Raw genomic sequence first — 20,309 nt, forward strand, 5'->3', positions numbered from 1 at the left:
GTCAGTCCACGTAGCTGACGCTGACGATCTCGTACTCGCGTTGGCCAGCCGGGGCGTCGATCACGATCGAATCACCTTCCAGCTTGCCGATCATCGCGCGCGCCACCGGCGAGGAAATCGCGATCAGGCCCAGCTTGATGTCCGCTTCCAGGTCACCGACGATCTGGTACTTCTTCTCTTCGTCGGTTTCCACGTCGGCCAGCGTCACGCTGGCGCCGAACACCACCTTGGAGCCGGCGTTGAGCTTGCTCACGTCGATGATCTCGGCGTGCGACAGCTCGCCTTCCAGCTGCTTGATGCGGCCTTCGATGAAGCCCTGTTCCTCGCGCGCGGCGTGGTACTCGGCATTCTCCTTCAGGTCGCCATGCTCACGCGCTTCGGCGATGGCGGCGATGACCTTCGGGCGCTTGACCGACTTCAGGTGATCCAGTTCGTCGCGCAGCTTCTGCGCGCCCTTCATGGTGATGGGGGCTCTCATGCATTCAACTCCTTGTGCAGCTCCTGCAGCGACCAGACGGGGCCGGTGCCGCGGAATTCCAGTGAATCCACCAGCGCCTTGGCGCCGGCAATGGTGGTCGAGTAGGTGACGCGATGCTGCAGCGCCTCGCGACGGATCGAGAACGAGTCGTTGATCGCCGAACGACCTTCGGTCGTGTTGACGATGTAGACGATCTCGCCGTTCTTGATCGAGTCGACGATGTGCGGACGGCCTTCGACCACCTTGTTGATGATCTCGCAGTCCATGCCGTGCTGCTGCAGCCAGGCGGCGGTGCCACGGGTGGCGACCAGGCTGTAGCCACGCGCCAGCAGCGCCTTGGCCACCGGCAGCACGCGCTTCTTGTCCGGATCACGCACCGAGACGAAGGCCTTGCCAACCGGCGGGGCCTTGATGCCGCCGGCTTCCTGCGCCCGCGCGAAGGCGGCGTTGAAGGTGCGGCCCACGCCCATCACCTCACCGGTGGAGCGCATCTCCGGCCCGAGGATCGGGTCGACGCCCTGGAACTTGGCGAACGGGAAGATCGCTTCCTTCACCGAGTAGTAGTCCGGCACGATTTCCTTGGTCGCGCCCTGCTCGGCCAGCGTCTTGCCGGCCATGCAGCGGGCGGCGATCTTGGCCAGCGGCATGCCGGTGGCCTTAGACACGAACGGCACGGTGCGCGAGGCACGCGGGTTCACTTCCAGCAGGTAGATGGTGTCGGCACCCTCGTCGCTGGTCTGGATCGCGAACTGGGTGTTCATCAGGCCGACCACGTTCAGGGCCTTGGCCAGCTCCACCACCTGGCGGCGCAGCTCGGCCTGGGTTTCAGCCGACAGCGAGTACGGCGGCAGCGAGCACGAGGAATCGCCCGAGTGCACGCCGGCTTCTTCGATGTGCTCCATCACGCCACCGATCAGGACGTTGCCCTGGGCATCGGCAATGATGTCGACGTCGCACTCCACGGCGTTGTCGAGGAAGCGGTCCAGCAGCACCGGCGAATCGTTGGACACCTTCACCGCGTCGCGCACGTAGCGGGCCAGGTCGGCTTCGCCGTAGACGATTTCCATCGCACGGCCGCCCAGCACGTAGCTCGGGCGCACCACCAGCGGGTAGCCGATCTCGCGGGCCAGCAGCAGGGCTTCCTGGTCGTTGCGGGCGATGCGGTTCGGCGGCTGCTTCAGGCCCAGCGTGTCGACCAGCTGCTGGAAGCGCTCGCGGTCTTCGGCCAGGTCGATCGAGTCCGGGCTGGTGCCGATCACCGGCACGCCATTGGCTTCCAGCGCGCGCGCCAGCTTCAGCGGGGTCTGGCCGCCGTACTGCACGATCACGCCCTTCGGCTGTTCCAGTTCGACGATCTCCAGCACGTCTTCCAGGGTCAGCGGTTCGAAGTACAGGCGGTCGGAGGTGTCATAGTCGGTCGACACGGTTTCCGGGTTGCAGTTGACCATGATGGTTTCATAGCCATCCTCGCGCAGCGCCAGTGCCGCGTGCACGCAGCAGTAGTCGAACTCGATGCCCTGGCCGATGCGGTTCGGGCCACCGCCCAGGATCATGATCTTGTCGCGGTTGCTCGGCGCGGCCTCGCACTCGTCCTCGTAGGTCGAGTAGAGGTAGGCGGTACCGGTGGAGAATTCACCGGCACAGGAGTCCACGCGCTTGTAGACCGGGCGCACCTTGTGCGCACGACGCAGCGCGCGGATGGCGGCTTCGTTGGTGCCGGTCAGCTGCGCCAGGCGTGCGTCGGAGAAGCCAGCGCGCTTCAGCTTGCGCAGGCGTGCGGCGTCCAGTGCGTCGATGCCACCGGCGGCGACGTCAGCTTCGGCAGCAATGATTTCCTCGATCTGGTCCAGGAACCAGTGGTCGATGAACGACAGCGCGTAGATCTCGTCCACGCTCATGCCGGCGCGGAATGCATCGGCGACGAAGAACAGGCGCTCCGGACCCGGTGCCTTCAGTTCGCGGCGCAGGGTCTGCAGGTCGTCTTCGTTGCCCAGGTCCAGGCCGGTCGGGTCGAAGCCGACCTTGCCGGTTTCCAGGCCACGCAGGGCCTTCTGCACCGACTCCTGGAAGGTACGGCCCATCGCCATCACCTCGCCCACCGACTTCATCTGGGTGGTCAGGCGAGCGTCGGCGGCCGGGAACTTCTCGAAGGCGAAACGCGGGATCTTGGTGACGACGTAGTCGATCGACGGCTCGAACGAGGCCGGGGTCAGGCCACCGGTGATCTCGTTCTTCAGTTCGTCCAGGGTGTAACCCACGGCCAGCTTGGCGGCGACCTTGGCGATCGGGAAGCCGGTGGCCTTGGACGCCAGCGCCGAGGAACGCGACACGCGCGGGTTCATCTCGATGACGACCACGCGGCCGGTCTTCGGGTTGATGCCGAACTGCACGTTCGAGCCACCGGTATCGACGCCGATCTTGCGCAGCACGGCGATGGAGGCATCGCGCAGGCGCTGGTATTCCTTGTCGGTCAGGGTCTGCGCAGGCGCCACGGTGATCGAGTCACCGGTATGCACGCCCATCGGGTCGAGGTTTTCGATCGAGCAGACGATGATGCAGTTGTCCGCGGTATCGCGGACAACTTCCATCTCGAACTCCTTCCAGCCCAGCACCGACTCTTCCACCAGCACTTCGGTGGTCGGCGACAGTTCCAGGCCACGGCTGACGATCTCGACCAGCTCTTCGCGGTTGTAGGCGATGCCGCCACCGCTGCCGCCCAGGGTGAAGCTGGGGCGGATGATGGTCGGGTAGCCGACGCGGGTCTGGATCTCCAGCGCTTCGTCCAGGGTGTGGGCGACGGCGGCGGTCGGGCATTCCAGGCCGATCTCACCCATGGCCACGCGGAACAGCTCGCGGTCTTCGGCCATGCGGATCGCTTCGCGCTTGGCGCCGATCAGTTCGACGTTGTACTTCTCCAGCACGCCATTGTCGGCCAGGTCCAGCGCGCAGTTCAGCGCGGTCTGGCCACCCATGGTCGGCAGCAGCGCGTCGGGCTTTTCCTTGGCGATGATCTTCTCGACCGTCTGCCAGTTGATCGGCTCGATGTAGACGGCGTCGGCCATCTCCGGGTCGGTCATGATCGTGGCCGGGTTGCTGTTGACCAGCACCACGCGGTAACCCTCGTCACGCAGGGCCTTGCAGGCCTGGGCGCCGGAGTAGTCGAACTCGCAGGCCTGGCCGATGACGATCGGGCCAGCACCGATGATGAGGATGGTCTTGAGGTCAGTGCGCTTGGGCATTTTCTTCTCTAAGTCAGTACAGCGTGACAAGGGGGGTGATCGCACGCTGTCGATCAGGAATCTTGATCCGCAGCGCCGCGCCAGGGGCAGCAGCGATGCGGGGTTTACGGTCCATCGCGACGCCACCGGGGGGCCGGCGGCGTACTGATCACGCCTTGGCCTGCTCCATCAGCACCACGAAGCGGTCGAACAGCGGGCCGACATCGGTCGGGCCCGGCGACGCTTCCGGATGGCCCTGGAACGAGAACGCCGGCACGTCGGTGCGGGCCACGCCCTGGTTGGTGCCATCGAACAGCGAGCGGTGGGTCACGCGCAGGGTCGGCGGCAGGGTCGCTTCATCGATCGCGAAGCCGTGGTTCTGCGAGGTGATCATCACCCGGCCGCTGTCCAGGTCCTGCACCGGGTGGTTGGCACCGTGGTGGCCATGGCCCATCTTCATGGTCTGCGCGCCCGAGGCCAGGCCCAGCAGCTGGTGGCCCAGGCAGATGCCGAAGGTCGGGATCTTCACGTCGATGAAGGTCTTGATCGCTTCGATGGCGTAGTCGCACGGCTCCGGGTCACCCGGGCCGTTGGACAGGAACACGCCATCCGGCTTCAGCGCCAGCACTTCGGCGGCCGGGGTCTGCGCCGGCACCACGGTCACTTCGCAGCCGCGCTCGGCCAGCATGCGCAGGATGTTGGTCTTCACGCCGAAATCGTAGGCCACGACCTTGTACTTGGCCGGCACGCTGACGAAGGCATTGGCATCCAGGTCCAGCTGGCCCTCGGTCCAGGTGTAGGTCTTCTCGGTAGTGACGACCTTGGCCAGATCCATGCCCTTCAGCCCCGGGAACTTGCGGGCGGCTTCCAGTGCCTTTTCCACGTCGATGTCGCCGGCCATCAGCGCACCGTTCTGCGCGCCCTTCTCGCGCAGGATGCGGGTCAGCTTGCGGGTGTCGATGCCGGCGATGGCAACCACGCCACGCTGGATCAGCCAGTCCTGCAGCGACACCTGGCTGCGCCAGTTGCTGGGGCGACGCGGAACATCGCGCACGATCAGGCCGGCCGACCACACCTTGGACGCTTCATTGTCCTGGTCGGTCATGCCGGTGTTGCCGATATGCGGATAGGTCAGCGTGACCATCTGCCGGGCGTAGGACGGGTCGGTCAGCACTTCCTGGTAGCCGGTCATGGCGGTGTTGAACACCACCTCACCGACGGACAGGCCGGGCGCGCCTACGGATTCGCCCTCGAATACGGTGCCGTCTTCGAGGACGAGGATTGCGGCTTGGGTCACGGGAATCTCACTTTGGCTACCGAGGGGGCTGCCGAAGTCACGCCTGCGCTTCACGGAAATCCGGTTGCAAAAAAGCGCGGACGTGCGGTCTGGGACCGGTCCGGCTTTCGTGATTCGGCGAGTGCGAATTGTAGCGCTGCCGGGGCGCTCGCGCCAGCGGTTATCGCGCTTCATGAACGGGCGATTGCGCATTCATTTCAATCCGGCGGCGTATGCGCGGTCCGCCGCCTGGTAGTGCCGGCCGCTGGCCGGCAATCCCCACGCCTTCGGGCGCCCGGAAGCTGCCGGCCAGCGACCGGCACTACCGCCCTACTGCAGCAGGTCCCGTACCCGGTAGCTGCCCGGGGCCCGGCCCTGCAGCTGGCGGGCGGCGAACAGGGCGCCGCGGGCGAAGATGTCGCGGTTGGTGGCCCGGTGCACCAGCTCGATACGCTCGCCCAGCCCGGTGAACTGGACCAGATGCTCGCCGACGATGTCACCAGCTCGCAGGCTGGCATAGTGCGGCTCCGCCCCGCCCCGCTGCGCAGCCGCACCCAGGGTCAGTGCAGTGCCCGACGGCGCGTCCTTCTTCCGGGTGTGGTGAGACTCGACGATGTCACAGTCCCAGCCGGCCAGCGCCTGCGCCGCGCGCTCGACCAGCTCGTCCAGCACCGCCACGCCCAGACTGAAGTTCGAGGCCCAGACCAGCGGGATCCTCGCCGCCGCCGCCTCCAGCGCCTGCCGCTGCGTGCTGGAGATGCCGGTAGTGCCCGAGACCAGCCCCGCACCACGTTCCACGCACAGTGCCAGCATCGGGTCGAAACCCTCCGGCAGGCTGAAGTCGATCGCCACGTCGAATGCCGGCGCACCGGGCAGCTCGCTGGCCGCGAAGAACGGTACGCCATCGACCACGCGCTGGGCCGGCGCACGACCCGTCACCGCAGCGGCGATCTGCAGGGTTTCGGGATGTTCGGCGGCCAGCCGCAGCAGGGCCTGGCCCATGCGCCCGGAGGCACCGTGGATGAGCAATCGCAGGGGAGTCTGGTTCATGCCTGCAGGCTAGCGGCAGCACGCCCGCTCCGGCAAGCGCCATCGCTGCTACGCTGCATGCCCTTTCATGCAATGGATGGCAGTTCCCTCATGCAGATCAGCGAACAGCTGGTGCTGGTCACCGGTGCCGGGCGCGGACTTGGCCAGCACATCGCCCGCGCCTTCGCCACCCAGGGCGCGCGCGTCATCATCAACTACCACCGCAGCGAAGGCGCCGCGCGTGCTCTGGCTGCCGAGCTGGGCGGACAGGCGATCGCGCTGCCGGCCGATGTCACTGAGCGCGCCGAGGTCGATGCAATGCTGCAGCACGCCCTGACCCACTTCGGCCAGGGCGTCACCACCGTAGTCAACAACGCACTGGCAGCGTTCTCGTTCAATGGTGATGCCCGCGACGGCGCCGCCGGCATCGGCTGGCCGGCGTTCCAGGCGCAGTTCGAGGGCAGCGTGCGCGGCGCGCTGAACACCGTGCAGGCCGCCCTGCCCGGCATGCAGGCCCGTCGCTTCGGTCGGGTGATCAACATCGGCACCAACCTGTTCCAGAATCCCGTGGTGCCCTATCACGACTACACCGCCGCCAAGGCCGCACTGCTGTCGCTGACCCGCACCCTGGCCGGCGACCTCGGCCCGCATGGCATCACCGTGAACATGTTGTCCGGGGGCCTGCTGCGCACCACCGATGCCAGCGCCGCCACGCCGGAAGCAGTGTTCGACTACATCGCCGCCAACACGCCACTGCGTAGCGTCACCACGCCGGCCGAGTTCGCCGATGCCGCGCTGTTCTTCGCCAGCCCCTGGTCGCGCGCGGTGACCGGTCAGAACCTGGTGGTCGATGGCGGGCTGGTGCGGGACTGAGTCGATGCGCATCTCCGAAGTCAGCCGCCTGACCGGCGCCAGTGCCAAGGCCATCCGCCTGTACGAGGCGCGCGGACTGCTGCCGCCGGTGCCACGCCTGAACCGCTATCGCGACTACAGCGAACAGGACGTGGCCTGGGTGCAGCTGATCCGCCAGGCACTGGGGCTGGGCATCACCCTGGCCGCGATCTCACGCCTGCAGGGCCGCGATGGACGGCTCGACTGGCCAGCGGTACTGGCCTTGCTGGAGCAGCAGCGCGGCCGCATTGCCGACGAGCGGATGCGGCTGGCACAGGTCGAGCGCGACCTGCAGCTGGTCAGCGACGAACTGCAGCAGTGGCTGCACTCCGGCAGCGGCGACTGCATCCTGCAACCCAGCGGCTGCACCACCCCGGTTTGACTCTGCCCCTGGGGCAGACCCCAACCTCGCGCACTTTCCATTGCGCGAGGTTGCCGTGTCCCGTTCCATCCTGATCCTGCTCGGCCATCCTGACCGTGACAGCCTGTGCGGCGCCCTCGCCCAGCGCTATGCCACCGCCGCCGAGAATGCTGGCCACCGGGTGCGTCTGATCGCGCTGGGTGACCTCCAGTTCGACCCGGTACTGCGCCACGGCTACCGTCAGATCCAGCCGCTGGAAGCCGACCTGCAGGACGCCGCGGAAGCGATCGAGGCCTGCGATCACCTGGTGCTGGTCTACCCCACCTGGTGGGGCGCGATGCCGGCACTGCTGAAGGGCTTCTTCGATCGCGTGCTGCTGCCGGGGTACGCCTTCCGCTACCGGCGCGATTCGGTGTGGTGGGACCGGCTGCTGGCCGGGCGCAGCGCGCGGGTGATCACCACGCTGGATACGCCGCCCTGGTACTACCGCTGGATCTACCGCGACCCGGGCATCGCCCAGATCCGCGCCACCATCCTGCAGTTCTGCGGCATCCGCCCGGTGCGTGTCAGCCGCGTGGGCGCGGTGCGCAACAGCTCGCCGGAGCAACGCAACCGGTGGCTGGCGCTGGCAGCGGAGCTGGGCTCACGGGCCAACTAGCCAGAAGAGCGTGCGAACCAAGGTTCGCACCCACCCGGGGCGTTCGCACGCACCTGGGGCGCTCGTTGCGGGTGTCGCGTTTGCCAATTGACCGCCAGGCACCGCGCCTCAAGGCTGTGGCCCCCTGTTCCGGCCCGGGCAAAGCCCATGAAATCCTCGACTGTCTTCAGCAAGTGCGCCAGGAAGACCGGCTTTGCCGGGACCACGACTACCCGCTACCGCTTGCTGGATGACGCCCTGCTTGTCGTGAATCACCAGCGTGCCAGCGAAAGCCGGGGTTTCTATGTGAATGCTGGACTCTATTTTCCAGAGCTGCTCAAGCATCCCCTCGCACCTGACGATCTTGAAACGGCTTTCAGGTACCGCTCCAGCATTCCCACGCCCCATGTCGACTGGCGGATCGAAGAGACACCAGGCCTGCGCCGGGCCTTCATCCAGCAGGATCTTGAAGACCTGCTGCAGGCTGGTAATCGCGACGGACTGAAAGCCCTGCTGCTCGATGCCCTTGCCGACGTGGCCGGCTTCGCGGCAACCCATGGGAACCGGGAGTCGGTGCGGCGATTGAATCGGGATGGACGCTTCCGGGCGATCATCCGCAGAGAGGTCTGAACCCCGGAAGCGTGCGAACCAAGGTTCGCACCCACCAGCGCAGGAGAAGCAGCGTCAGTGCCGCTTCGGCGGAGTCGGCCCGCAGCTGTCGCAACCGCCACAGGCACCGCCACTTCCGCTTGCCGGCGGCGCGACCTTCCGCCCCAGCGCCTGCAGCCAGGCAGCACGGCCCGGCTTCAGCAGGGCCAGCGCCAACGCACCGCGCAGCTTGCGCACGGTACCGGGGAACTGCTTCTTCAACACCACCCAGGCACTGACCAGCACGGCCACCGCGATGATCAGGTACTGGACCAGCAGGCCGGCATCCATCAGCCGCCTCCCAGCGCCCTGGTCACCTGGTAGGTGATCAGCGCGGCCACGTAGGCCGCCGCGAACAGGTAGAACGCAGCAAAGCCCATCTGCTTCCACGAGTTGGTCTCGCGCTTGATGGTGGCCAGCGTCGAGATGCACATCGGGGCGTAGATGTACCAGACCAGCAGCGACAGTGCGGTGGCCAGCGACCAGCCATCGCTGATCAGCGGGGTCAGTGCCTGGCTGGCGGCATCGTCATCGGCTGCCGACAGCGCATACACGGTGGCCAGCGAAGACACCGCCACTTCACGCGCGGCCAGGCCCGGGATCAGCGCGATGCAGATCTGCCAGTTGAAGCCCAGCGGCGCGAAGAACGCCGCCATCGCATGGCCGATCTGGCCGGCGTAGCTGTAATCGATCGCGGGCATGGTGGCCCCCGCCGGCGCTGCCGGGAACGACAACAGCACCCACAGCAGGATGGTCAGCGCCAGGATGATGCCGCCAACGCGCTTGAGGAAGATCATGCCGCGCTCGTACAGGCCGACCGCCAGGTCACGCACGTGCGGCAGGCGGTACGACGGCAGTTCCAGCATCAGCGGATGCTCGCTCTTGTCGCGGCGCCACTTCTTCATGATCCACGACATCGCCAGCGCGCTGAGGATGCCGGCCGCGTACAGGCCGAACAGCACCAGGCCCTGCTGGTTGAACACGCCCCACACCGTCTTCTGCGGAATGAACGCACCGATCAGCAGCGCGTACACCGGCAGGCGTGCGGAACAGGTCATCAGCGGCGCCACCAGGATCGTGGCCAGGCGGTCACGCGGGTCCTGGATGCTGCGGGTGGACATGATGCCCGGCACCGCGCAGGCGAAGCTGGACAGCAGCGGGATGAACGAGCGGCCGGACAGCCCGGCGGCGGCCATCATGCGGTCGAGCAGGAACGCCGCACGCGGCAGGTAGCCGGATTCCTCCAGCACCAGGATGAAGAAGAACAGGATCAGGATCTGCGGCAGGAACACCACCACGCCACCGACACCGGCGATGATGCCGTCGGTCAGCAGGCTGGCCAGCGGGCCTTCCGGCAGCACGCTGCCGACGAAGGCGCCGAGCCAGGCGAAACCGGCCTCGATGGCGTCCATCAGCGGCGTCGCCCAGGCGTACACCGCCTGGAAGATCAGGAACATCACCACCGCCAGGCTGACCAGGCCGAACACCGGGTGCAGCAGCCAGCGGTCCAGCGCGTCGTCGATCTTCGCGGTCCGCGCCGGCATGCGCACGGCCACCGACAGGATCTCGCGCACCTTGGCGTGGTAATCGATGCCACCTTCCGGGCCCGGCACCGGTGCATCCAGGTGCGGGACCATCGCATCCAGGCGTTCGACCAGGGCCTTGGCGCCCTGCTTGCGCACCGCCACGGTCTCCACTACCGGCACGCCCAGCTCGCGCTCCAGCGCGGCCACGTCCACCTGGATGCCACGGCGCTGGGCCGCATCAACCATGTTCAGCGCCACCACCATCGGCTTGCCCAGCTCGCGCAGTTCCAGCGCGAAGCGCAGGTGCAGGCGCAGGTTGGTGGCGTCGATCACGCACAGCAGCACATCCGGCGCGGCTTCGCCCGGGTAGAAGCCCCGGCACAGGTCACGGGTGATCGCCTCGTCCAGGCTGGCCGGATGCAGGCTGTAGGCGCCCGGAAGGTCGAGTACCGCGAACTCGCGGCCGGACGGCGCACGCAGACGGCCTTCCTTGCGCTCGACGGTGACGCCAGTGTAGTTGGCAACCTTCTGCCGGCTGCCGGTCAGCTGGTTGAACAGTGCGGTCTTGCCGCTGTTGGGGTTACCAACCAGCGCAACGCGCAGGGGGGCGGTAGTGGCAGTAGCAGTCATGCGCGTCGTTCCTGGCTGGCGGCGTCGACCACGACCCGCTTGGCTTCACTGATCCGCAGCGCGAAACGGGTGAACCCGACCTGCACCAGCAGCGGCTCTCCCCCCACCGGACCCTTGGCCACCAGGCGCACTTCCTCGCCCTTCACGAAACCCAGCTCGCGCAGGCGACGGGCGACGGCATCGTTGGCATGCAGGTCCTGCACGGACTCGACCACGGCCGAGGTGTGCAGCGGCAGTTCGGACAGCGTCATCTAGCGTGTTCTCTGCTGGATGTAAATGGTTCTCGATTCTAACATTCCCGCGTCGCGTCATGGCCCATGACCAATGGCCCGCTATGATCCATACAGGTATGGAGTGACCCTGGAATCCCATGAACGATGCTTTGCAGATCGAGCGCAGCGGCGCCGTCCTCACCCTCTGGCTGAACCGGCCGGAGCTGCACAACGCCTTTGACGCCGGGCTTATCGCCCGGCTGACCGCCGCACTGGAGGCCGCCGGCCACGATGCTTCGGTGCGCGCGGTGGTGCTGGCCGGCCACGGCGCCTCCTTCTCGGCCGGTGCCGACATGCAGTGGATGCGCGGCATGGCGGCAGCCAGCGAAGCCGATAACCGCGAGGACTCGCTGGCCCTGGCCCGGCTGATGCGCACCCTGGACGAGCTGCCCAAGCCGACCCTGGCCCGGGTCCACGGCGCGGCCTTCGGTGGCGGCGTCGGCCTGGTCGCCTGCTGCGACATTGCCATCGCCAGCACCTCGGCCCGTTTCGGCCTGACCGAAAGCCGCCTCGGCCTGCTGCCGGCGGTGATCTCGCCCTATGTGATCGAAGCCATCGGCCCACGCCAGGCCCGTCGCTGGTTCGCCACCGGCGAGCATTTCGACGCCGACACCGCGCTGCGCATCGGCCTGGTCCACCAGCTGGTCGAGCCCGAACGCCTGGACGAGGCCGTGCAACGCCAGCTGGCCCTGCTGGACAAGGCCGGCCCGATCGCCTCGTCCACCGCCAAGCAACTGGTCCGCCAGGTCCGCGACAGCCATGACCGCGACACCCTGGATCGCGATAATGCCGCCCTGATCGCGCGCCTGCGGGTGTCGGCCGAGGGCCAGGAAGGCCTGGGCGCCTTCCTCGACAAGCGCGCGCCCCACTGGGTCACGGAAGCCTGAACATGCTCGATCATCTTGGTTTGACCAGCGCCGACCTGGCGCGCAGCAAGGCCTTCTTCCTGCAGTCACTGGCGCCGCTGCAGATCGGCGTGGTGATGGAAGTGACCGCCGAACAGACCGGCGCGCACGACCACATCGGCTTCGGCAGCGACGGCAAGCCGTTCTTCTGGCTTGGCAATGGCGGCACCGCCAGCCATGGCGTGCACGTGGCCTTCGCCTGCGCCAGCCGCGACCAGGTGGACGCCTTCCATGCTGCCGCCCTCGCCGCCGGTGGCCGCGACAACGGCGCCCCGGGCCTGCGCCCGTGGTATCACCCGGACTATTACGGCGCCTTCGTGCTGGACCCGGATGGCAACAACATCGAGGCGGTCTGCCACCGCCCTGCCAATGGGGCAACCGCATGAGCGACTACGTCCGCATCGTCGAGGTCGGGCCGCGTGACGGCCTGCAGAACGAAAAGCAGTCGGTCTCCACCGGCGACAAGATCGAACTGATCAACCGCCTGTCGGCCACCGGCCTGCGCAGCATCGAGGCGACCAGCTTCGTCAGCCCGAAGTGGATCCCGCAGCTGGCCGATGCCGCCGAGGTCTACGCCGGCATCCAGCGCCGGCCCGGCATCCACTACCCGGTACTGGTGCCGAACGAACAGGGCTACGACCGCGCCCGTGCGGTGGGCGTCGAGGAAGTGGCGGTGTTCACCGCCGCGTCCGAGGCGTTCAACCGCACCAACACCAATGCCGGCATCGACGAGTCGCTGGCCCGCTTTGAGCCGATCCTGCGCCGCGCCGCCGCCGATGGCGTGCGCGTGCGCGGCTACGTCTCCACCGTGCTCGGCTGCCCCTACCAGGGCGAAGTGCCGCTGGCTGATGTGGTGCGCGTTGCTCGCGCCCTGCACCAGATGGGCTGTTACGAAATCTCGCTGGGCGACACCATCGGCGTCGGCACCCCACGCAAGGCACGGGCGATGCTGCAGGCGGTCGCTGCCGAGATTCCGATGGAAGCACTGGCCGTGCACTTCCACGATACGTACGGCCAGGCCATCGCCAACATCGCCACCTGCCTGGAAGCAGGCGTGCGCGTGGTCGACAGTGCGGTGTCGGGTGCCGGTGGCTGCCCGTATGCCAAGGGCGCCAGCGGCAACGTCGCCAGCGAAGACGTGGTCTACCTGCTGCAGGGCCTCGGCCTGGACAGCGGCGTGGACCTGCCGGCACTGGCCGAGACCGGCCGCTGGTTGGCCGGCCTGCTCGGCCGCGCCACCGCCAGCCGCACCGGGCAAGCGCTGGCCGCCGCCGGTTGACCGCCGCACTGCGCCGCCCCGCAAAGGCGGCGCAGTGCACAACAGCGGCGGTCGCGGCTTCCGTTAGAATCGGCGGTTCTCGAACCTGCAGGACCGTTCAATGCAGCTGTCTTCCGTACGTGCCGTGATCACTGGCGGCGTCTCCGGCCTCGGCCTGGCCGTGGCCCAGCACCTCGTCGCCCAGGGCGGCAAGGTGGCCCTGTTCGACCTCAACGACGACAAGGGCGCTGCCGCCATTGCCGGGCTGGGTGCCGACAAGGCCCGCTATTTCAACGTCAACGTCAGCGATGAGGCGGCGGTGACCGCGGCCATCGACCAGGCCCACGATTTCCTCGGCGGCCTGAACGTGGCGATGAACTGCGCCGGCATCCTCGGCGCCGGCCGCGTGCTGGGCAAGGAAGGCCCGATGGCGCTGGCCGGCTTCCAGGGCACGGTGATGGTGAACCTGGTCGGCAGCTTCAACGTGGCCAAGGCCGCGGCCAACCGCATGCAGCACAACGAGGCCGGCACTGACGGCGAGCGCGGCGTGATCATCAACACCGCCAGCATCGCCGCCTATGAAGGCCAGATCGGCCAGGCCGCGTATGCCGCCAGCAAGGGCGGCGTGGTCTCGATGACGCTGCCGATGGCACGCGAACTGTCGCGCTTCGGCATCCGCGTCAATACGATTGCTCCCGGCGTGTTCTGGACGCCGATGGTCGACGGCATGCCCGAAGCCGTGCAGCAGTCGCTGGCGGCCTCGATTCCGTTCCCGTCACGCCTGGGCAAGCCGGAAGACTTCGCCAGCCTGGTCGGCTTCATCCTCGGCAACACCTACCTCAACGGCGAGACCATCCGCCTGGACGGCGCTACCCGCCTCGCTCCGAAGTGATTCCCCACGGGCGCCGGGACGGCGCCCTCCCCCAACGACCTAGATCACCATGAAAGCCAACGACATCAAGAAGGGCAACGTCGTCGAGTACAACAACGGCGTGTACCAGATCCGCGACATCGAGCGCAGCTCGCCGCAGGGTCGCGGCGGCAACGTCCGCTTCCGCTTCATCATGTACAGCGTGCCGGGCGGCAACAAGCTCGATGCCAGCTTCGATGCCGACGACAACCTGGTCGAGGTCGAACTGCTGCGCCGCCAGTCCACCTATTCGTACAAGGACGGCGACGCGTTCGTGTTCCTCGATGACGAGGACTACACCCCCTACACCCTGGACGCGGACGTGATCGGCGATGACGCCGGCTACATCACCGACGGCCTGACCGGCATCTACGTGCAGGTGATCGACGAGCAGCCGGTGGCGATCCAGCTGCCGGCCTCGGTGGTGCTGGAAGTGATCGAGACGCCGCCGGAACTGAAGGGTGGCACCGCCACCAAGCGCCCGAAGCCGGCCAAGCTCAACACCGGCATCGAGATCATGGTGCCGGAGTACATCGTCAACGGCGAACGCGTGCTGGTGAACACCGCCACCGGCGAATTCGCGGGCCGTGCCGACTAAGCGCCTCGCGCTGATCGGCTGCCTGTCCCTGCCTGCGGCGCGTTCGCCGCAGGCAGGCCATCGGATGTAGCAGTCGGGTAGCAACGAGCCCACCCACGGCTGCTGTGCGTTGGACAGGGACTGCAGCCGAGCGTGGCTCGGCTCTACAGGTAGCTTACGGCTGCTTCGCGCCGAAGTTGCCGCAGCCGTGGTACTGGCGGGTGCCGATGGTCAGGTTCACCTTGGCATCGAACGCCTCGCCACTCATGTCGTCCTGGCAGGTCGTGCGCTGGAAGCTGAGCTTGACGTCGGTGCCATCGGACGCCTTGCCACTCCAGCCGTCAGCACCTGCGGTGGGCTGGGCGACATCGAAACGACGCTCACCGTAATCCACTTCCACCTGCAGGCCCGGCGTGTCGCCGTCGACAACCGCCAGCCAGCCGGGCTCATTGCCGGTGGCACGGAATGCGGCATTGCCGGCACTGCCATCGCCTTCAGTGGCTTCGACCGCATGGCACTCGCGATCGGCTTCGCCCTTCAGGCTCAACAGGCCGTCATCGCTGCCCTTGGTCCAGAAGCTGTTGCCCTTGCCATCGCCATACCTGGCGCCGGATGCCGCGCGTTCGGAGGTCATGGCGAAGGTGCGTTCGCCGATCACCACCGTGGCCGCATCCTCGCCATTGAAGGTCGCGCGCACGCTCAGATCACCACACTGGTACGTGGTCTCGCTGCCACCTTCGGTGCTGGCGCTCGGCTGCGGCGCGGCAGGCGGGGCGTCATTGCCGCCTGCGGCGGGCGGCTGGGCCGGCTGGCACGCGGCCAGCACCAACCCGAGGGAGGCTGCCAACAGACTGGGAACTACACGCATGGCTCGACTCCTTGTCGACACTACAGAGAGGCTCGACCCTACCACCTGTCGGTGAGCGGGGCCTGAAAGCGGCCTGACCGCACTCATGCGGCCAGTACCGCCATCGACAACAGCTGCGCGCCGCTTTCGCCGGAACTGCAGGTCCACACCCGCAGCAGGCGCAGTTTCAGCTCGCGCTCCTGGCCCTGCCCGCGCACCGACAAGCGCACGTCGCTGGACAACAATGCCAGGCGTCCGCACAGCAGCGTTTCCACCGCGTACGACTGCAGGCTGCGCACGTGCAGGTTTCCGGCCAGCCAGTCGCCCAGCCACGGCAGGTCGAGCAAGCGTCCGCCCTGCCCGTCCATCATGAACAATGCCGGCGATACCAGCGCGGTCAGCGCATCGTGGTCGTCATCCAGCAATGCCTGCCGCAGGCGCTGTTCCAGCGCTGCCAACTGCCGCTCATGCAGGTCTTCAACGATGTCCCGTTCCATCCACGGATCCTTCCGGCATCGGCCGGCGCCTGCGCAGGCGTTGCGCGATCCACTGCCGCGTACCCTGCACCACTACATAGAAGACCGGCACGAAGAACACCGCCAGCACCGTCGCACTGACCATGCCGCCGAACACACCGGTTCCAATCGCCTGCTGGGTTTCCTTCGACGCGCCCTGCGCCAGCATCAGCGGCACCACGCCCAGCGCGAATGCCAACGAGGTCATCACGATCGGCCGCAGGCGCAGCCGCGCCGCCTCCAGCGCCGCTTCAACCAGGCCGCGACCCTGCTGCTGCAGCTGGCGCGCGAACTCGACGATGAGGATCGCGTTCTTCGCCGACAGCCCGATCACGGTGATCATGCCGACCTTGAAGAACACGTCGTTGGGCATGCCCCGCAACAGCACCGCAGCAACCGCACCGAGCAGGCCCAGCGGCACCACCAGCATCACCGCCAGCGGGATCGACCAGCTCTCGTACAGCGCCGCCAGCACCAGGAACACCACCAGCATCGACAACAGCAGCAACCACGGCGCCTGCGCACCGGACTCCCGCTCCTGCAGCGACTGGCTGGTCCACTGCAGGGCAAAACCGGACGGCAGCTTCTCCGCCAACCGCTCCATCTCCGCCATGGCCTGGCCGGTCGACACGCCGGAGGCCGGTGCGCCGGACAGGTTCAGCGCCGGGAAGCCGAGATAGCGCTGCAGCTGCAGCGGCGCCTCGGTCCAGTGCGGCGTCACCAGCTCCGACAACGCCACCATGCCGCCTTCGCTGTTGCGCACGTACAGCCTCAGCACGTCCTCCAGCTCCATCCGGTGGGGTGCATCGGCCTGCAGGATCACCTGCTGCAGCCGCCCCTTGTTGGGGAAGTCGTTGACGTACTGCGAGCCCATCGCCGCCGACAGCGTGCTGCTGATCTGCTCGAACCCCACGCCCATCGCCTCGGCCTTGGCGCGGTCGATGTCCAGCCGCACGCTGGTACCTGCCGGCAGGCCATCGGCATGCACCTCCGACAGCAGCGGGCTGGCCTCGGCCAGCTTCAGCAGCTGCTGCAGGGCCGCACGCAGCTCTGCCTGGCTCTGCCCGGTGCGCGCCTGCAGGGCCAGCGAGAAACCGGACGAACGCCCCAGGCTGTCGATGGCCGGCGGCATCACGCTCATCACCTCGCCCTCGGCAATCGTCGCCATCGCCTTCTGCGCGGCCTCCACTTCGCCGGCCGCGGTAGCCCCTGCACGCTCGCCCCAATCCTTCAGCATGGTGTAGGTCAGCGCCGCGCTCGGGCCGGAACCGGAGAAGCTGTAGCCGAGGATCGACTGGTTGGAGCCGATGCCCGGGCGTGACGCCACGTGCCGTTCGTAGGCTTCGACCACGGCCAGCGTGCGTTCGGCGGTGGCTTCGGCCGGCAGCTGGATCGAGGTCATGAAGTAGCCCTGGTCCTCTTCCGGCAGGAAGGCGCCCGGCAGCCAGTGCAGGCCCAGCAGCAGCGCCGCCACCAGCGCGGCGAACACGCCCATGACCCGCCCGCTCCGCTGCAGCACCGACGCCACGCCACGCTGGTAACGCCCGGTCATCCGCTCGAAGCCGCGGTTGAATGCGCCGAACAGACCGCCCCGACCATGGTGGCCATGGGTGTTCGGGCGCAGCAGGGTCGCGCACAGCGCCGGCGTCAGGCTCAATGCCAGCAGCGCCGAGAACAGGATCGACACCGCCATCGCCACGGTGAACTGGCGGTAGATCGCGCCCACCGAGCCGCTGGCCAGCGCCATCGGAATGAACACCGCGGTCAGCACCAGGGTGATGCCGATCACCGCACCGGTCAGTTCGCGCATCGCCTTGATGGTGGCCTCGCGCGGCGGCAGGCCTTCCTCGGCCATGATCCGTTCCACGCCCTCGACCACCACGATGGCGTCGTCGACGATGATGCCGATCGCCAGCACCATGCCGAACATGGTCAGCACGTTGATCGAGAAGCCCAGCGCCAGCATCACCGCGAAGGTGCCCAGCAGCGCGATCGGTGCGACCAGTGCCGGAATCAGCGTGTAGCGCCAGTTCTGCAGAAACAGGTACATCACTGCGAACACCAGCAGCATCGCCTCCAGCAGCGTCTGCACCACCTTCTGGATCGAGATCTTGACGAACGGCGCGGTGTCGAACGGAATGCTCGATTCCACGCCGCGCGGCAGCAGCGGCGCCAGTTCGGCCATGCGCTCACGCACCGCCGACGCGGTACGCACCGCGTTCGCGCCAGGACGCAGCTGCACGCCGGCGGCGGTGGCCGGATGGCCATCCTCGCGGGTGCCCCAGGCATAGCTCTGCGCGCCCAGCTCGACGCGGGCGACATCGCCCAGCACCACCCGCGAGCCGTCGGCCCCGGCGCGCAGCACGATGGCAGCGAACTGCTCCGGCGTGGACAGCTGGCCATCGGCACTCAGCGGCACGGTGATGCGCTGGCCTGGAACACCCGGCGAATCACCAATGCGTCCCGGCGAGATCTCCAGGTTCTGCTGCTCGATGGCGGTGGCCACATCGCCCATGGTCAGGCCGTAACCGGTCAGCCGGGTCGGGTCCAGCCACACGCGCATCGCCTGCTCCGCACCGAACAGCTGCACGCGGCCGACGCCATCGATGCGGCGCAGCTCCTCGATGATGTTGCGCGCCATGAAGTCGCCCAGTGCGGCCTCGCTGACGCTGGCATCCGGCGAACGCAGGCCGACCAGCATCAGGAAGCCGGAATCGGCGGCCTCCACGAACAGGCCGTTCTGGCGCACGCTGCGCGGCAGGCGCGGCTCGATCGCCTTGATCCGGTTCTGCACGTCCACCTGCGCCAGCTCCGGGTTGGTACCCGGCTTGAAGGTCGCAGTGATGGAGGCTTCGCCGGAGGTGTCCACCGACGACTCGAAGTACAGCAGGTGCTTGACGCTGGACAGCTCGCGCTCGATCAGGCCGACCACCGCGTCATTCAGCGTCTGCGGGCTCGCACCCGGGTAACTGGCATAGATGCTGACGCTGGGCGGGGCAACCGCCGGATAGCGCTCCACCGCCAGCCGCGGGATCGCCAGCACACCGGCCAGGATGATGAAGATCGCCAGCACCCAGGCGAACACCGGGCGATCGATGAAGAAACGTGCCATGTTGGATTTTCCTGGAGGGACCGGCCCGGTAGAGGCTCAGCCCTTGCTGCCGGCCTGCACCGCGCCGGCGCTGGCGACCGGCATCTGCCAGTCGCGCGCATCGACCACCACGCCTTCCTGCAGGCGTTCCTGGCCTTCGACCACCACCTTTTCGCCCGCCTTCAGGCCGGTGCGCACCAGCCATTGGCGATCGACACTACCGTCCACTTCCAGCGTGCGGATCACCGCCTTGCCATCGCCACCGATCACCCAGGCATAGGCCTGGCCACCGGCACTGCGCAGCACGGCCTGCTGCGGCACGGTCAGTGCGCTGGCCGGCGCACCCCGCGGCACCTTCGCGCGCACGTACATGCCGGGCAGCAGCTGGCGCTGCGGGTTGTCGACCAGGATGCGCAGGATCACATCGCCGGTGCGCGCATCGACATTGATACCGGAGAACAGCATCTGGCCACGTTCGGGCAGCGGCTTGCCGGCCGCACCGATGATCGTCACCGGCAGCTCGCCGCCACCGGCACTGCGTTGCAGCGACTCGAGCTGCGCCGCTGGCTGGCGCACATCGACGTAGACCTGGTCGATCTGCTGCACCACCGCCATCGGCTCGGCATCGGCCACGCCGACCAGTGCACCTTCGGTCACCAGGGCCTGGTCGATGCGACCGGCAATCGGTGCACTGACCGTTGCATAGCGCAGGTCGAGCTGGCGGCGGGCCAGGATCGCGCGCGCCTCGTTCACCGCGGCACGGGCCTGTTCGTACTCGGCACTGGCATCGTCGCGGTGCTGCTGGCTGACCGCCTGCGCGGCCGCCAGCGCATGCAGGCGCTGCGACTGCACGCGGCTGCGGCCCAGGGCGGCCTCACTGCGCTGCAGCGCGGCCAGTGCCGAGTCGACATCGGCACGGAACGCCGCCGGATCGATCTGGAACAGGGCCTGGCCGGCGCGCACTTCCGCACCCTGCTCAAACAGCCGGCGCTGCACGATGCCGCCCACCTGGGCACGGATCTGCGCGGTGCGTACGGCGGCCACGCGGCCAGGCAGTTCGTCATCGCGCTGCACGACCTGCGGGCCGACGGTGACCACGCTGACGCGCGGTGCCGCTTCGGGCGTGGCTTCGGGGGCGGAGCAGGCCGTCATGGCCAGGGCGAGGGCCGCGATCAACGCGACCGGAGTCCTGAAGGTTCTCATTGCTGTGCACAATGCCGCGCGGGCGGCTGATAGGTTC

At 67.7% G+C, this 20,309-nt stretch carries 20 protein-coding genes; 9 read left to right on the forward strand and 11 right to left on the reverse strand.

Annotated features, from left to right (window positions below; all coding sequences use genetic code 11):
* Position 1 precedes the first annotated feature (1 nt).
* From greA to JLDANKMP_RS21910, 4 genes are all read right to left on the reverse strand, one after another.
* Entirely contained in the window at positions 2-466 is a 465-nt protein-coding gene (gene greA / locus JLDANKMP_RS21895) for a transcription elongation factor GreA (protein ID WP_026347191.1), read from the reverse strand.
* 8 nt (positions 467-474) lie between these two features.
* The gene (gene carB / locus JLDANKMP_RS21900; protein WP_212562093.1) at positions 475-3,717 is read right to left on the reverse strand and encodes a carbamoyl-phosphate synthase large subunit; all 3,243 of its coding nucleotides are present in this window, start codon (positions 3,715-3,717) and stop codon (positions 475-477) included.
* 148 nt (positions 3,718-3,865) lie between these two features.
* Positions 3,866-4,993, reverse strand: a complete 1,128-nt coding sequence (gene carA, locus JLDANKMP_RS21905; RefSeq protein ID WP_005413213.1) for a glutamine-hydrolyzing carbamoyl-phosphate synthase small subunit — start codon at positions 4,991-4,993, stop codon at positions 3,866-3,868.
* Between the two features lie 309 nt (positions 4,994-5,302).
* Positions 5,303-5,974: a 4-hydroxy-tetrahydrodipicolinate reductase gene (locus tag JLDANKMP_RS21910; RefSeq protein WP_249337046.1), complete on the reverse strand. Its 672-nt coding sequence runs from the start codon at positions 5,972-5,974 to the stop codon at positions 5,303-5,305.
* A gap of 120 nt (positions 5,975-6,094) precedes the next feature.
* Between JLDANKMP_RS21910 and JLDANKMP_RS21915 the strand changes: the two genes are divergently transcribed.
* The 4 genes from JLDANKMP_RS21915 to JLDANKMP_RS21930 all read left to right on the forward strand — a co-directional run bounded on the left by JLDANKMP_RS21915 (position 6,095) and on the right by JLDANKMP_RS21930 (position 8,520).
* Positions 6,095-6,874 carry a 3-oxoacyl-ACP reductase gene (locus JLDANKMP_RS21915; RefSeq protein ID WP_212562108.1) on the forward strand — a complete coding sequence of 260 codons (780 nt, stop codon included), beginning with the start codon at positions 6,095-6,097 and terminating at the stop codon, positions 6,872-6,874.
* 4 nt (positions 6,875-6,878) lie between these two features.
* Complete coding sequence (locus JLDANKMP_RS21920) at positions 6,879-7,274, forward strand: MerR family transcriptional regulator (protein WP_043035390.1); 396 nt, start codon at positions 6,879-6,881, stop codon at positions 7,272-7,274.
* Between the two features lie 55 nt (positions 7,275-7,329).
* A complete protein-coding gene (locus JLDANKMP_RS21925) occupies positions 7,330-7,911 on the forward strand; it encodes an NAD(P)H-dependent oxidoreductase (RefSeq protein ID WP_099529657.1) in 582 nt (193 codons plus the stop codon).
* A gap of 147 nt (positions 7,912-8,058) precedes the next feature.
* On the forward strand, positions 8,059-8,520 hold the full coding sequence (locus JLDANKMP_RS21930; protein ID WP_049431942.1) for a DUF4304 domain-containing protein: 462 nt from the start codon (positions 8,059-8,061) through the stop codon (positions 8,518-8,520).
* A gap of 54 nt (positions 8,521-8,574) precedes the next feature.
* Here the strand turns inward: JLDANKMP_RS21930 and JLDANKMP_RS21935 are convergent, their stop codons facing one another.
* Genes JLDANKMP_RS21935 through JLDANKMP_RS21945 form a run of 3 tightly spaced genes read right to left on the reverse strand, consistent with a single transcriptional unit; the run spans position 8,575 to position 10,945 of the window.
* The gene (locus tag JLDANKMP_RS21935) at positions 8,575-8,829 is read right to left on the reverse strand and encodes a DUF6587 family protein (protein ID WP_033833455.1); all 255 of its coding nucleotides are present in this window, start codon (positions 8,827-8,829) and stop codon (positions 8,575-8,577) included.
* Positions 8,829-10,694, reverse strand: a complete 1,866-nt coding sequence (feoB, locus tag JLDANKMP_RS21940; RefSeq protein ID WP_005413205.1) for a ferrous iron transport protein B — start codon at positions 10,692-10,694, stop codon at positions 8,829-8,831. The genes JLDANKMP_RS21935 and feoB overlap by 1 nt, the downstream gene beginning before the upstream one ends.
* The gene (locus tag JLDANKMP_RS21945; RefSeq protein ID WP_212562095.1) at positions 10,691-10,945 is read right to left on the reverse strand and encodes a FeoA family protein; all 255 of its coding nucleotides are present in this window, start codon (positions 10,943-10,945) and stop codon (positions 10,691-10,693) included. Before JLDANKMP_RS21945 ends, feoB begins: the two co-directional genes overlap by 4 nt.
* A 119-nt stretch (positions 10,946-11,064) precedes the next feature.
* Here JLDANKMP_RS21945 and JLDANKMP_RS21950 point away from each other — a divergent pair, with 119 nt between their 5' ends.
* From JLDANKMP_RS21950 to yeiP, 5 genes are all read left to right on the forward strand, one after another.
* On the forward strand, positions 11,065-11,853 hold the full coding sequence (locus tag JLDANKMP_RS21950) for an enoyl-CoA hydratase/isomerase family protein (RefSeq protein ID WP_005409472.1): 789 nt from the start codon (positions 11,065-11,067) through the stop codon (positions 11,851-11,853).
* 2 nt (positions 11,854-11,855) lie between these two features.
* A complete protein-coding gene (locus JLDANKMP_RS21955; RefSeq protein WP_212562096.1) occupies positions 11,856-12,257 on the forward strand; it encodes a VOC family protein in 402 nt (133 codons plus the stop codon).
* Positions 12,254-13,150, forward strand: a complete 897-nt coding sequence (locus JLDANKMP_RS21960) for a hydroxymethylglutaryl-CoA lyase (RefSeq protein WP_012480063.1) — start codon at positions 12,254-12,256, stop codon at positions 13,148-13,150. Before JLDANKMP_RS21955 ends, JLDANKMP_RS21960 begins: the two co-directional genes overlap by 4 nt.
* A gap of 100 nt (positions 13,151-13,250) precedes the next feature.
* The gene (locus JLDANKMP_RS21965) at positions 13,251-14,021 is read left to right on the forward strand and encodes an SDR family NAD(P)-dependent oxidoreductase (protein WP_212562097.1); all 771 of its coding nucleotides are present in this window, start codon (positions 13,251-13,253) and stop codon (positions 14,019-14,021) included.
* Between the two features lie 49 nt (positions 14,022-14,070).
* Positions 14,071-14,637 (forward strand): elongation factor P-like protein YeiP, encoded by a 567-nt coding sequence (yeiP, locus tag JLDANKMP_RS21970; protein WP_005409468.1) that lies wholly within the window; start codon positions 14,071-14,073, stop codon positions 14,635-14,637.
* A gap of 154 nt (positions 14,638-14,791) precedes the next feature.
* Here the strand turns inward: yeiP and JLDANKMP_RS21975 are convergent, their stop codons facing one another.
* The 4 genes from JLDANKMP_RS21975 to JLDANKMP_RS21990 form a co-directional block, all read right to left on the reverse strand.
* Positions 14,792-15,484, reverse strand: a complete 693-nt coding sequence (locus JLDANKMP_RS21975) for an MliC family protein (RefSeq protein ID WP_212562098.1) — start codon at positions 15,482-15,484, stop codon at positions 14,792-14,794.
* A gap of 83 nt (positions 15,485-15,567) precedes the next feature.
* Positions 15,568-15,960, reverse strand: a complete 393-nt coding sequence (locus JLDANKMP_RS21980) for a nuclear transport factor 2 family protein (protein WP_005413199.1) — start codon at positions 15,958-15,960, stop codon at positions 15,568-15,570.
* Entirely contained in the window at positions 15,941-19,090 is a 3,150-nt protein-coding gene (locus tag JLDANKMP_RS21985) for a multidrug efflux RND transporter permease subunit (protein ID WP_212562099.1), read from the reverse strand. Before JLDANKMP_RS21985 ends, JLDANKMP_RS21980 begins: the two co-directional genes overlap by 20 nt.
* 36 nt (positions 19,091-19,126) lie before the next feature.
* Positions 19,127-20,272, reverse strand: a complete 1,146-nt coding sequence (locus JLDANKMP_RS21990; protein WP_024958332.1) for an efflux RND transporter periplasmic adaptor subunit — start codon at positions 20,270-20,272, stop codon at positions 19,127-19,129.
* Between the last annotated feature and the right edge of the window lie 37 nt (positions 20,273-20,309).

Source organism: Stenotrophomonas sp. PE591, from assembly GCF_018320795.1.
In the GTDB taxonomy this organism is placed as follows: domain Bacteria; phylum Pseudomonadota; class Gammaproteobacteria; order Xanthomonadales; family Xanthomonadaceae; genus Stenotrophomonas; species Stenotrophomonas maltophilia.